This window comes from Kribbella capetownensis, assembly GCF_004331485.1.
GTDB lineage: Bacteria > Actinomycetota > Actinomycetes > Propionibacteriales > Kribbellaceae > Kribbella > Kribbella capetownensis.
This window is the reverse complement of sequence record NZ_SJKD01000001.1, coordinates 1,209,575-1,222,182: the sequence shown is the minus strand read 5'-3', so window position 1 is coordinate 1,222,182 and position 12,608 is coordinate 1,209,575. Positions and strand designations below refer to the sequence as shown.

At 68.4% G+C, this 12,608-nt stretch carries 13 protein-coding genes; 4 read left to right on the top strand and 9 right to left on the bottom strand.

Annotation, left to right across the window (positions count from 1 at the left end):
* Nucleotides 1-228 precede the first annotated feature (228 nt).
* Both E0H75_RS06015 and E0H75_RS06010 read right to left on the bottom strand, forming a co-directional pair.
* Nucleotides 229-474, bottom strand: coding sequence for a type B 50S ribosomal protein L31 (locus E0H75_RS06015; protein ID WP_131512078.1), 246 nt, complete (start codon nucleotides 472-474; stop codon nucleotides 229-231).
* Entirely contained in the window at nucleotides 471-1,565 is a 1,095-nt protein-coding gene (locus E0H75_RS06010; RefSeq protein WP_131512077.1) for a CobW family GTP-binding protein, read from the bottom strand. The genes E0H75_RS06015 and E0H75_RS06010 overlap by 4 nt, the downstream gene beginning before the upstream one ends.
* A gap of 108 nt (nucleotides 1,566-1,673) precedes the next feature.
* On the opposite strand from E0H75_RS06010, the gene rpmG reads away from it, so the two are divergent.
* On the top strand, nucleotides 1,674-1,841 hold the full coding sequence (gene rpmG, locus E0H75_RS06005) for a 50S ribosomal protein L33 (protein WP_131363661.1): 168 nt from the start codon (nucleotides 1,674-1,676) through the stop codon (nucleotides 1,839-1,841).
* A gap of 63 nt (nucleotides 1,842-1,904) precedes the next feature.
* Here rpmG and E0H75_RS06000 read toward each other — a convergent pair whose 3' ends face one another.
* A complete protein-coding gene (locus E0H75_RS06000) occupies nucleotides 1,905-2,747 on the bottom strand; it encodes a hypothetical protein (RefSeq protein ID WP_131512076.1) in 843 nt (280 codons plus the stop codon).
* 77 nt (nucleotides 2,748-2,824) lie between these two features.
* On the opposite strand from E0H75_RS06000, the gene E0H75_RS05995 reads away from it, so the two are divergent.
* On the top strand, nucleotides 2,825-3,244 hold the full coding sequence (locus E0H75_RS05995; RefSeq protein WP_131512075.1) for a hypothetical protein: 420 nt from the start codon (nucleotides 2,825-2,827) through the stop codon (nucleotides 3,242-3,244).
* A gap of 18 nt (nucleotides 3,245-3,262) precedes the next feature.
* A complete protein-coding gene (locus E0H75_RS05990; RefSeq protein WP_131512074.1) occupies nucleotides 3,263-3,502 on the top strand; it encodes a hypothetical protein in 240 nt (79 codons plus the stop codon).
* 22 nt (nucleotides 3,503-3,524) lie between these two features.
* Here E0H75_RS05990 and E0H75_RS05985 read toward each other — a convergent pair whose 3' ends face one another.
* The 6 genes from E0H75_RS05985 to kdpF form a co-directional block, all read right to left on the bottom strand.
* Nucleotides 3,525-4,202, bottom strand: a complete 678-nt coding sequence (locus E0H75_RS05985) for a response regulator (protein WP_131512073.1) — start codon at nucleotides 4,200-4,202, stop codon at nucleotides 3,525-3,527.
* Nucleotides 4,199-6,772 (bottom strand): sensor histidine kinase, encoded by a 2,574-nt coding sequence (locus tag E0H75_RS05980; protein WP_131512072.1) that lies wholly within the window; start codon nucleotides 6,770-6,772, stop codon nucleotides 4,199-4,201. The genes E0H75_RS05985 and E0H75_RS05980 overlap by 4 nt, the downstream gene beginning before the upstream one ends.
* Nucleotides 6,773-6,863: 91 nt before the next feature.
* Nucleotides 6,864-7,493 carry a K(+)-transporting ATPase subunit C gene (gene kdpC, locus E0H75_RS05975; RefSeq protein ID WP_131512071.1) on the bottom strand — a complete coding sequence of 210 codons (630 nt, stop codon included), beginning with the start codon at nucleotides 7,491-7,493 and terminating at the stop codon, nucleotides 6,864-6,866.
* A 49-nt stretch (nucleotides 7,494-7,542) separates the two neighbouring features.
* Nucleotides 7,543-9,579, bottom strand: a complete 2,037-nt coding sequence (kdpB, locus tag E0H75_RS05970; RefSeq protein ID WP_272948897.1) for a potassium-transporting ATPase subunit KdpB — start codon at nucleotides 9,577-9,579, stop codon at nucleotides 7,543-7,545.
* A gap of 50 nt (nucleotides 9,580-9,629) precedes the next feature.
* Nucleotides 9,630-11,291 (bottom strand): potassium-transporting ATPase subunit KdpA, encoded by a 1,662-nt coding sequence (gene kdpA / locus E0H75_RS05965; protein ID WP_131512069.1) that lies wholly within the window; start codon nucleotides 11,289-11,291, stop codon nucleotides 9,630-9,632.
* Complete coding sequence (kdpF, locus tag E0H75_RS05960) at nucleotides 11,291-11,380, bottom strand: K(+)-transporting ATPase subunit F (RefSeq protein ID WP_131363646.1); 90 nt, start codon at nucleotides 11,378-11,380, stop codon at nucleotides 11,291-11,293. Before kdpF ends, kdpA begins: the two co-directional genes overlap by 1 nt.
* A 319-nt stretch (nucleotides 11,381-11,699) precedes the next feature.
* On the opposite strand from kdpF, the gene E0H75_RS05955 reads away from it, so the two are divergent.
* On the top strand, nucleotides 11,700-12,323 hold the full coding sequence (locus E0H75_RS05955; RefSeq protein ID WP_131512067.1) for a hypothetical protein: 624 nt from the start codon (nucleotides 11,700-11,702) through the stop codon (nucleotides 12,321-12,323).
* The last annotated feature ends 285 nt before the right edge of the window (nucleotides 12,324-12,608 follow it).

Below are 12,608 nucleotides of genomic sequence, written 5' to 3'. Positions count from 1 at the left end.
GGCTCTCGGACAGCCGCCGCGCGCAGGTCAACGTCTGAGACCCGAGACAGCGCGGCACTGCGCCCAAGGACAGGAGGTCCTCCGCCCGGGAGCGCCCGGGAGCGCCCGGCCACGCTCAGGCCGCTCGCCCCGGCGCGTATTCCGGGGACTACCTCCTGTCCTTAGGGACGCCAAGGACAAGCAAAAGCCCGCCGCCTCGGTGAGGCGACGGGCTGGGAAGGCCAGGGGTTACTTCTGGCCGTAGCGCTTCCTGAACTTCTCCACCCGGCCCTGGGTGTCCATCACACGCTGCTGGCCCGTGTAGAACGGGTGCGTCGCGGACGAGATCTCGACGTCGACCACCGGGTAGGTGTTGCCGTCGTGCCACTCGACCGTCTCGCTGCTCTCGCGCGTCGAACCGGTGAGGAAGCTGAAGTTGCCGGACTTGTCCCGGAAGACGACCCGGCGGTAGTCGGGGTGGATGTCCTTCTTCATGCAGCCGCACTTCCTTCCAGATAAGGGGCGAACGGATCGGTCAAGGGGTGGACCGGTTCATCCGCACGAAGGACACAACCATCCAGCCGCTCCCGTAATTCCCGGACGTCCAGGCCGATCCCGGTGAAGGACAGGTACGACGCCCGGTCGCCGTGCTCGGGGTGCCACTCGAGGGCCGAGCGGGCCTGGTGCTGCTGCCCGACCGCGGACCACCGGTCGGCCGGCAGATCGGCCAGCCACGGACCCAGGACCCCGATCGCGATGTTCGTCCCGAAGCTGTCCCAGCTGAGCCGGTGGCGGTGCTGCGTCGCGATCCAGATGGTCCCCCGGCCCCGCGCCGTACCGGCGACCAGATCCTCCAACGCGTCGTACAGCCGCTCGGGGTGGAACGGCCGGTCCGACTGCCAGACGACGGTCTGCACCGGCCCGCCCTCCAGCGGTGCGCTGATCGACCCAGGCTCCGTCGGGTCCGGATCGTGCAGGCGTACGCCGAGCAGCCCGGCCGATGTGGTCCGGATGAGTAACCGCGGGTTGACGGCCTGTACCAGCGCTCGAGCCGTCTCGTCATCGCCACTCAGTACGGCGGCATCCGCAAACTCGACCTGGTGCACGATCACCTCGGCGATCGCCCGGCCGTCCTCGGCGGCTGTCGGGATGCCGCGCTCGCGGATCAACTGCTCCCCGGTCAGATCGCCGACCACGCCGGCCGTGTCGATCGTCGTGATGATCGACACCGTGAGCAGATCCCCGGCCGCGTCCCGCGCGATCTCAGCGGCCAGCGCCTTCGTGTCCCCGGCGCCCGGGACGGACACGATCGCGACGTCGTACCGGTCGACCGCGGCGATGCTGACCAGCAGCGGGACGAGCGAGTCGCGCATCGCGCAGGAGACGCACGGGTGCTCCATCCGGATCACCTCGCGGTCGATCACCCCGTCCGCGGTCCGCGCGATACGGACGACCGACCCACCGGTCAGGCCGCTGACGTCGTACTCGACCAGCACGCCTGCCCGGCCCGCGGCGGCCAGCAGATTGCCCGCCACGGCCGCCCGGAACGGCTCGTCGATGCCCGTCAGCAGCGTCACCGGTAGCATCCAGACTCCCGCCTAATTGAAAACGATAACCAACACTGGAATAGCGGCCACCTTACCGGCGTTCAGTCCGATGAGGGTCACCCGCCAGGTGAGCCAGGAAAGGACAGTATGGCCAAGCGCAACGACCTCCGCCCGATCGTCAAGCTCCGCAGTACGGCGGGGACCGGGTTCACCTACGTCACCCGGAAGAACCGGCGGAACAACCCCGACCGCCTGGTGATGCGCAAGTACGACCCGGCAGTCCGCCTGCACGTCGACTTCCGCGAAGAGCGGTAACGACCCAAACGTCAACGGCCCGCCACGCATTTCGTGGCGGGCCGTCGTGCGTTCAAGCGCAGCTCAGAGCCGGCCGTAGGCCTTCAGGGTGCGGAGTGCGCCGACGGTCAGGATGCCGCGGTACGCGAGGGTGGAGGCCTGGCTCGGCGGCTCCCAGGTGATCGCCCAGCCGCCGTCCGGCTGCTGGTCGGCGATCAGGCGGTCGAGGTGGGCCTCGAGCTGCGCGTCGTCGAAGAGCGGCCGCCAGACACTGTCCGGCGTCGGCGCCAGGTGCAGCGGAGTCACGCCGTACGTCGGATCCGCGGCGTCGGCCCGGAACCACTGGAGCTTCGGCAGCCAGTCCCGGATGCGTTCGAGGTCCGGGTCGCCGGCGTGTTCCAGGAACTCCAGCGCCTCGTGCAGCCCATGGGCGTCCTCGGGCAGACTCTCGGCCAATTGGGTCGCGCACCACGCGCCGGCGCGATCGCGCCACGGGTGCTCGAAGCCGAGCTTGTACAGCCGTCCGACCAGGCCTGCCGTCGGGTTGAGACCGGGCTGGTAGGTCCACTCGGTCATGTGCTCGGCGCGCGGGTACTGCTCGACGACCGGCGCGGCCAGCGACACCGCGCCATCGGCGTTCGCGGTCCGGTCCAGCCAGTCGACGGCCCGGCGGATCATGTCTTCGGGTCGGGCGCCGGAGGTTAGCAGGGTGTTGAACGCCACCTCCACATCCAGCGACAGACTGTCCGGGACCAGTTTGTCCGGCTCCAGTCCATGACCGAAGCCGCCATCGGCGTTCTGATAGCCGCGCAGTACCTCGACCACTCCTTGCGGATCGGCGTCCTCGAAGACTGTGGCGAAGAGCCGATTCTCGACCAGCCGGGCCTCCCGGCGTACGAAATCACGACCAGCGGTGAAGGTGTCCATGGCTCCACTCTGGCGCAGTACGACGCTTCGGTCTTGAACGAAACGGACATCGGGTGCCCCCACCACCGTGCCATCCTGTGGCCGAATCCACGGGAGGGGAGACCGACAATGAGCCCGGAGAAGCTGGACGCGGTCGGCTCGGCGCTGACCTCAGCCGGACCTCCAGGGAGCGGAAACCCCGCATCGGCTGGGGTAAGGCGAGACAGAGCCATGACGACGGGAACACGCGGCACGACCTCACACTGACGGCGAAGGGCACGAGCCCGAAGATCCTGCTGGACGGCCAGACCAAGGCCACCGTGGCGAAGGTGACCCGGGCCGCGCGGAGCAAGGGCTTCACCTGCAAGGTCAAGCCCGACATCCACGTCACCGCCTGCTCGCAGACCAGAGGGACCGAGGTGTACTCGATCGACTCGTACAGCATCTGCGGGACAGCCCAGGAGCAGAAGGGGTACTGCGACACCGGCGGCGGCAACGCCTCCTGGATCAACGCGTAGGTCGGGTTCGGCAAGACCGTGAACGAGGCGATGATCGCGCGGATCCTCGCGCACCTCCAGCTGACCGCCGACCTCGCCCTCGGCGAGTCCTCTGCGGAGGTCCGCCAGTGGATCGGGGACCACCTGGACGGCAAGGCACATCACACCGACCTGGCCGGCGTACACCTGGCGATCCTGCCGGGCAGCGGCGGCCGGGGGCACGCGGGCAACAACCCCAACATCGTCTCCCTCGAGGCCGAAGGGATCCGCGCCTACTGACGGCGTGAGGCGACGCCGGTCGTCACGGCTCGAAGCGGTAGCCCATTCCTGGTTCGGTGAGGAGGTGTTTGGGGCGGGCCGGGTCGGGCTCGAGTTTGCGGCGGAGCTGGCCCATGTAGAAGCGCAGGTTGCCGCTCGCGTTCTCGTACCCGGGCCCCCAGACCTCGGTGAGGAGCTGGCGTTGCGACATCAGCTTGCCGGGGTGCCGGACCAGGACCTCGAGCAGGTGCCACTCGGTCGGGGTGAGCCGGATGTCCTCGCCGGTCTCCAGGGTCACCCGCTTCGCGGACAGGTCGACCTGGATCCCGCCGACCGTCACCACCGGCTGGTCCTGGGCGATGTTGCTGCGCCGCAGTACGGCGCGCATCCGGGCGAGCAACTCGTCGATCCCGAACGGCTTGGTCAGGTAGTCGTCCGCGCCGGCGTCCAGCGCCTCGACCTTGTCCGTGCTGTCGGTCCGGCCGGACAGCACCAGGATCGGCGCCTCGGTCCAGCCGCGCAGGCCCCGGATCACGTCGACGCCGTCGAAGTCCGGCAACCCGAGGTCGAGGATGACCAGCTCCGGCGGGTGCTGCGCCGCCACCTTCAAGGCCGCCGTACCACTGCCGGCCAGATGCACCTCGTAGCCGCGGGCCTTCAGGTTGATCTGCAACGCCCGCACGATCTGCGGTTCGTCGTCGACCACCAGCACTCTGGTCATGACACCTCCGGCTCGGAGCGTTCGCGCGATCCGGGGATCGGCGCGTCGGCCGGCCGCAGGTTCGCGGTCGGCATCGAGACCACCATCGTCAGCCCACCACCCGGAGTGTCCTCGGGCTGCAGGGTGCCGTGCATCGCCTCGGCGAGGCCACGCGCCAGCGCCAGCCCGAGACCGACGCCGACCGTGTTGTCAGTGTCGCCCAGCCGCTGGAACGGCGCGAACACCCGGTCCCGGTCCTCGCGCGGGATGCCCGGTCCACGGTCGATCACCCGGATCTCGACCGTGTCGCCGAGCGCACTGCCGGTGACCAACGGCGCCCGGCCGGGCGGCGAGTGCCGGATCGCGTTGGCCAGCAGGTTCGCCACGACCCGCTCCAGCAGTGCCGGATCGGCCTCGACCAAGGGCAATGTGTGCGGGATGTCGACGGAGACCTTCTCGCTCTGATCGCCGAGCTCCGCCAGGACGCTGGGCAGGATCTCGTCGAGCGCCATCGGTCGGGTGAAGACAGGCAGTACGCCGGCCTGCAGGCGACTGAGGTCGAGCAGGTTGTCCACCAGACGTGACAGGCGGTCCAGCGACTCGTCTGCCGTCTCCAGCAGCTCGGCCCGCTCCGACTCGCTCCAGTCGACATCGTCACTGCGCAAGCTCGTCACGGATGCCTTCGCCGATGCCAGCGGGGAACGAAGATCGTGGCCGACCGCGCGCAGCAGCGCCGTACGAAGCTTGTCCGCCTCGGCCAGCGGCTTGGCCTCCGCAGCCGCCGCGCTCAGCCGGGCGCGGTCGACCAGCGCGGCCGCGTGGGCGGCGAAGGCACCGACCAACCGGCGTTCGTCCGCGGCGAGCTGCCGACCCTGCAGCACCAGGACCAGATCATCCCGCCCAGGGATCTCGGCGTCGCCGTCCTCGGGTCGGCGGCAGGTCGGCGTACCGGCCGAGGCGATGGGCCGCCAGACCTCGGTCAGCTCGTCATCGTCGACCCGCTCCATCAAGCAGGCGCTCGTCATCCCGAAGGCCTCTCGGACCCGCTCCAGCAAGGCAGGCAGGGCGGTCTCACCCCGCAGTACCGACCCGGCGAGAGTCGCCAGGGTCTCCGACTCGGCGGCTGCCCGGGCTGCCTGCCTGGTCCGGCGGGCGGCCCGGTCGACGACGGAGCTCACCATCGCCGCGACCATGACGAAGATCGCCAGCGCGAGCACATTGTTCAGCTCGGCGATCGTGAACGTGCGCGTCGGCGGCGTGAAGAAGTAGTTCAGTACGACGGTCCCGCCCACAGCCGTCACCATGGCCGGCCACAACCCACCGACCAGCGCGACCACGACCACGGCCAGCAGGAACGCGAGCACGTTGCTGGTCAGGTTGAGGCTGTCTCCACCGAATCCGAGCAGTAGCGCCAGCAGCGGCGGCAGTACGACGGCCAGCACGAAACCTTCGACCTTGCGCCGAGTGGACAGGCTGCCGCGCAGCCGGGGCAGCCGACCGCGGCCCATCTGCGAGTGCGTGACGATGTGAACGTCGATGTCGCCGGAGTCCCGGATGGTCGACGTACCGATCCCTGGACCGGTCAGCGAGCCGAAGCGGGAGCGGCGGCTGCCGCCGAGGACCAGCTGGGTCGCGTTCTCGGCCCGGGCGAAGGTCAGCAGCGCGGCGGGTACGTCGTCGCCGACGACCTGGTGGTACGTACCACCGAGGCTCTCGACCAGAATGCGTTGCTCGGCGAGGCGTTTCGGGTCGGCGCCGGTCAGCCCGTCGGAGCGGGCGACGTGAACGGCGAGCAGGTCTCCACCGGAGGACCGGGCGGCGATGCGGGCGGCACGCCGGATCAGGGTCCCACCCTCGGGGCCGCCGGTGAGGGCGACCACGACACGTTCCCGGGCTTCCCAGGTCGAGTCGATGTCATGCTGGGCACGGTACTGCTGCAGGCCGACGTCCACTCGGTCGGCGAGCCACAACAGCGCCAGTTCGCGCAGGGCGGACAGGTTGCCGACCCGGAAGTAGTTGCCCAGGGCAGCATCGATTTTGTCCGCCGAGTAGACGTTGCCGTGGGCCATCCGGCGGCGTAGCGCCTCCGGAGTCATGTCGACGAGCTCGATCTGGTCGGCGGCCCGGACCACGCGGTCCGGGACCGTCTCCTGCTGCGGTACGCCGGTGATCTTCTCGACCACATCGTTGATCGACTCGAGGTGCTGGATGTTGACCGCCGAGATCACGTCGATCCCTGCGGCGAGCAACTCGTCGATGTCCTGCCAGCGCTTCTCGTTGCGGCTGCCTGGCACGTTGGTGTGCGCCAGTTCGTCGACCAGCGCCACCTCCGGCCGCCGGGCCAGCACCGCGTCGAGGTCCATCTCGGTGAAGCTGGCGCCGCGGTAGTCGATGATCCGCCGCGGCACGATCTCCAGTCCTTCGAGCATCTCCGCGGTGTGCTCGCGGCCGTGGGTCTCGACGAATCCGACCACGACATCCGTGCCCCGGGCCAGCCGGCGCTGACCCTCGCCCAGCATCTTGTAGGACTTCCCGACGCCGGGCGCGGCACCCAGGTAGATCCGCAGATGCCCACGGCCGCTCTTACTCATCCACGTCCTCGCTTCGCTCCGGGCGCGGATGAGGCTCGAGTCCACTGTGCCAACTGATGAACTCGCTTCGCTCGTTCATGCTTCGACTATCTCAGTTCGACGCCAGCGCGTTGTTCAGCGTGACGACATTGACGTACGGCTCCCCCAGGAAGCCCAGGGTGCGGCCCTTGGTGTTCGCCTTGACCAGTTGCTGGACCTTGGCGACGTCCAGGCCACGCTCGCGCGCCACCCGGTTCACCTGCAAAGCGGCGTACGCCGGGCTGATCGCCGGGTCGAGACCGCTGCCACTGGCTGTCACCGCGTCCGGCGGGACCTGTGACTCCTGGACACCCTCCAGCGCCGCGACCGTCTTCCGCCGCTCCTCGACCATCGCCAGCAGGTCGGCGTTGTTCGGGCCGAGCTGCGAGGCCGAACTACCCTTGCCGTCGTAGTCGACCGCGGACGGCCGGGTCTGGAACCACTTCGGGCCCGCGACCATGATCGCGTTGCCGTCGGCGTCCTTCTTCCCACTGTCCTGCGTGTACGCCTGGCCGATCAGGTCCGAGCCGGTGTCCTTGCCGGCGACCTGGACGATCGAGCCGTTCGCGTTGCCGTGGAACACCACCTGGGACACACCGGTCATCACCAAGGGGTACGCGAGACCGAGCAGCACTGTGAAGAACAGCAGTGCCCTCAGTGCGACCCCGAACTGCCGGACCGAGCCGGGCAGATTGCTTGCCATGAACAACTACCTTTCTGTGTTGGAGACCTTCCCCACCCCACCGCCCCGGTCAGTGCAGACCAGGGATCAGGGAGATCACCAGATCCAGGAGTTTGATACCGATGAACGGGCTGATCAGGCCGCCGACGCCGTACACCAGCAGGTTGCGCCGCAGCATCGCCGAGGCCGACGACGGCTTGTAGCGAATGCCGCGCAGGGCGAGCGGGACCAGCGCCACGATCACGAGCGCGTTGAACACGATGGCGGACACGATCGCCGACTCCGGCGAGTGCAGCCCCATGACGTTCAGCTTGTCCAGCCCCGGGTACGCCGCCGCGAACAGCGCGGGCAGGATCGCGAAGTACTTCGCCACGTCGTTCGCGATCGAGAACGTGGTCAGCGAACCGCGGGTGATCAGCAACTGCTTGCCGATCTCGACGATCTCGATCAGCTTGGTCGGGTTGGAGTCGAGGTCGACCATGTTGCCGGCCTCCTTGGCCGCCGACGTTCCGCTGTTCATCGCCACGCCGACGTCGGCCTGGGCGAGTGCGGGTGCGTCGTTGGTCCCGTCACCGGTCATCGCGACCAGCCGGCCACCCTCCTGCTCCTTCTTGATCAGCGCCATCTTGTCCTCGGGCGTCGCCTCGGCCAGGAAGTCGTCGACCCCGGCCTCCTCGGCGATCGCCTTCGCGGTCAACTGGTTGTCACCGGTGATCATCACGGTCCGGATGCCCATCGCGCGCATCTGGTCGAACCGCTCCCGCATGCCTTCCTTGACCACGTCCTTGAGGTGGATGACCCCCAGGGCCCGGGCCGTCCCGTTCACGCTCTCGGCGACGACCAGCGGCGTACCGCCGGAAGCGGAGATGCCGTCGACGATGTCGCCGAGTTGCGGGTCGGCGGTGCCGCCGTGCTGGTGGATCCAGGCGTTCACCGCACCGGCCGCGCCCTTGCGGACCTGCCGGCCGTCCACGTCCACACCGCTCATCCGCGTCTGCGCGGTGAACTCGACGAAGGTTGCGTGCGGCAACTCTCCGGTGTGCCGCTCACGCAGCCCGTACCCGGTCTTCGCCAGTACGACGATCGACCGTCCTTCCGGCGTCTCGTCGGCGAGGCTCGACAGCTGGGCCGCATCGGCCAGCTCGGTGTCGGTCACGCCCTGGACCGGGATGAAGTCCGACGCCTGCCGGTTGCCCAGCGTGATGGTGCCGGTCTTGTCCAGCAGCAGTGTGTTCACGTCACCCGCGGCCTCGACCGCGCGGCCCGACATCGCCAGCACGTTGCGCTGCACCAGCCGGTCCATGCCGGCGATACCGATCGCCGACAACAGAGCGCCGATCGTGGTCGGGATCAGGCAGACCAGCAGCGCCACCAGGATGACGATGCTCAGATCCGTCTTCGCGTACGCCGCGAACGTCGGCAGCGTGACCGTGGCGACCAGGAACACGATCGTCAGGCTGGCCAGCAGGATGTTCAGCGCGATCTCGTTCGGCGTCTTCTGCCGCGACGCTCCCTCGACCAGCGCGATCATCCGGTCGATGAAACTCTCACCGGGTCTGGTGGTGATCTTCACGACGATCCGGTCCGACAACACCTTGGTGCCGCCGGTGACCGCACTCCGGTCACCGCCGGACTCGCGGATGACGGGCGCCGACTCACCGGTGATCGCCGACTCGTCGACACTCGCCACACCCTCGACGACGTCGCCGTCGCCGGGGATGATCTGGCCGGCCTCGACGACGACCAGGTCGCCGAGCTGGAGCTGGGTCGCAGGGACCTGCTCCTCACGGTCGCCGAGCAACCGGCGTGCCGTCGTCTCGGTCTTGGCCCGGCGCAGCGTCTCGGCCTGGGCCTTGCCCCGGCCCTCCGCGACGGCCTCGGCCAGGTTCGCGAAGATCACGGTCAGCCAGAGCCAGACCACGATCCACCAGACGAAGACACTCGAGTCGGTGAAGGCGAAGATCGTCGACGCGACCGCACCCACCTCGACCACGAACATCACCGGGTTCTTCACCATCACCCGCGGATCGAGCTTGCGCAGCGCGTCCGGCAGGGAGGTCAGCAGCATCTTCGGGTCGAACAGACCCGACGGTGCCTTCTTCTCCACCTTCGGGGTGTCGTTCTTGGCACCCGGGGAAGGGGTCTTCACTAGCGTGGTCACAGTCCCTCCGCGAGGGGTCCTAGAGTCAGAGCGGGGAAATACGTCAGGCCGGTCACGATCAGGACGGTGCCGACCAGCAGCGTCACGAACAGGGCCTTGTGGGTAGGCAGCGTGCCCTGGGTCACCGGCACGGGCTGCTGCCGGGCCAGGGAGCCCGCCAGCGCCAGCACCAGCACGATCGGCACGAAGCGGCCGAGCAGCATCACCAGGCCGAGCGCGGTGTTGTAGAACGGGATGTTCCCGCTGAGGCCACCGAACGCGCTGCCGTTGTTGTTACCGGCCGACGTGAACGCGTACAGCACCTCGGAGAATCCGTGCGGGCTGTCGGTGTTGAGGATCGAGGCCCGTGCCACGGCCAGGCCCATCGCGATCGAGGCACCGGCCAGGACGAGCGTCGGCGTGGTGAGGATGTACAGCGAGACCAGCTTCATCTCGCGCGCGGTGATCTTCTTCTTCAGGTACTCCGGCGTCCGGCCGACCATCAGGCCCGCCACGAACACGGCCAGGACGGCGAGGATGAGCATGCCGTAGAGACCGGTGCCGGTACCACCCGGTGAGACTTCGCCGAGCATCATGTGGAACAGCGCCGTACCGCCGCCGAGTGCGGTGAACGAGTCGTGCGCCGAGTTCACCGCTCCGGTCGACGTACCTGTGGTCGAGGTTGCGAAGAGTGCTGAAGCCCATTCGCCGAAGCGGGTCTCCTTGCCTTCCATCGCGGCGCCCGCAGCCTGGGTCGCCGTACCGGCGCCCCGGTTCTCGAAGAAGGTGGCCGAGAAGGTGAACGCTGCCCACAGCGTGCCCATCACGCCGAGGATCGCGTAGCCCTGCCGCTTGTCCTTGACCATCAGGCCGAAGGTCCGGGTCAGGCAGACCGGGATCATCAGCAGCAGGAAGATCTCGAACAGGTTCGACAGGCCGTTCGGGTTTTCGAACGGGTGGGCGGAGTTGGCGTTGTAGAAGCCGCCGCCGTTGGTGCCCAGCTCCTTGATGACTTCCTGGCCGGCCACCGGGCCGCCGGGGATGGTCTGGCTCTGGCCGACCACCGAGGTGACCTCGTGCCCGCCGGAGAAGTTCTGCACGACACCCGTTGCGACCAGCACCAGCGTGCCGATGATCGCGATCGGCACCAGAACCCGCAGGACGGTCCGGGTCAGGTCGACCCAGAAGTTGCCGAGCCGGTCCGTCTTGGCCCGGGCGAAGCCGCGGATCAGCGCGATCGCGACCGTGATGCCGACCGCCGCCGACAGGAAGTTCTGCACCGCGAGGCCGGCGAACTGGACCAGGTGGCCCAGCGTCACCTCAGGCGAGTAGTTCTGCCAGTTGGTGTTCGAGACGAAGGACGCCGCGGTGTTGAACGCGAGCCCTGACTCGACGTTCGGCAGGCCCAGCGACAACGGCAGCCAGTGCTGCAGGCGCTGGAGCAGGTACAGCAGAACGACGCTGAGAGCGGAGAACGCGATCAGCGACCGGGCGTAGACGCCCCAGGTCTGGTCGGCCTTCGAGTCGACGCCGAAGACCTTGTACGTCGCCCGCTCGATCCGCAGGTCCTTGTCGGACGTGTAGACCCGGGCCATGTAACCGCCCAGCGGCCGGTACACGGCCGCCAGGCACAGGAGAAGGAAGCCGACCTGCAACAGGCCGGCCGCAGTGTCGGACATCAGAACCTCTCGGGGAAGATCAGGGCGGCGACCAGGTAGAGGACCAGGGCCACGGCCACCACCAGGCCGGCGATGTTCTCGGCGCTCACAGCTTCTCCACTCCACGCAGCGCGAGCCAGACGGCCGCGAAGACGACAACGGTGACGGCGAGATAGATGACGTCAGACACGACGGCACCGCCTCACAGCTAAAGTGCTCATGAAGCCACTGCACACCGCTAGCTGCCCGCTCAGGAGTGTTCTCGCAGGCCTCTCACACCCGCTCTCACAGCTCTCACAGGGTTCTCACAGGTAGTCGCAGGTCCTCATTCCGGACCGGACTTCGCCCCTGGCCGTTCTGTCCGCATACTTACGCCTGGCAATCCCAGATCCAGGCACAGCCCACGCACAGACAAGGGAAGAACAGCACGTGACTGAAGTCGACATCACCGCCCCCGCAGAGCAGTTCTTCTCCGCGCAGACCCGGGAGGCGCTGGCCGAGGCGAGCCGCCGGCTGGCCGAGCGTCTCCAGGCCCACACCGACGCCCTGCTCGCGATGACCGGCGCCGAGGAGCAGTCCGCGCTCTACGAGCAGAACGCCGCCCTCGAGGAACTCGTCGAGGGCTGGAACGAGGCGGTCTTCGAGCACACCGGTACGGCGCCGCTGCTGCTGGAGGACTCGATCGACGACGAGGACGACGACGAGGCCGAGCAGGACCAGGTGATCAGCGTGGTGTCGAGGTTCGACCTGCGCGTGGTCGACCTGGACGCACTGCTCGAGGCCGGCCGCGCGGCGCAGGAACGGCACCCGGCCGAACTGGACGACGGTGGCGAGGACGAGCCGGTGGACTCGGCCGAGCAGGCGATCTACGAGATCAGCCGCGAGGTCGGCGAGGCCTGGTTCGAGCTGCCCGGCATCGAGATGGTCGCCGGCGCCCGCGCGTACGTCGTACCCGAGCTCCCGTTCGAGCCCCTCGACGCGGACGCCGAGGACGTCGTCACCGAACTCATCGCTCCGAACGGCGTAGCCACCCACGCCGAAACCTGGGCCTGACCAAGCAGTTTCGGGAGGTCGATTGCAGCCAGCCCCCGCTGCCCCCGCGCCCCCACGCATTTCATGGGTTATCCACTGAAGTTGCCGGTTCTACCCCAAAAACGCGGCCTGACAACCGGCAAGTTCAGGGGTTGTCCGTCGAAATGACCGAGCGGCAGGGCCGAAGACCAGGCTGGTGCGCGGCCTGGCCAGTGGGGGCGCGGGGCCTGGCCGGTGGGGGCGTGCATTTCGACAGGAGATGTCACGCCGAACAGGGAACTCGGTACGCTCAGCGGCACCTGCACA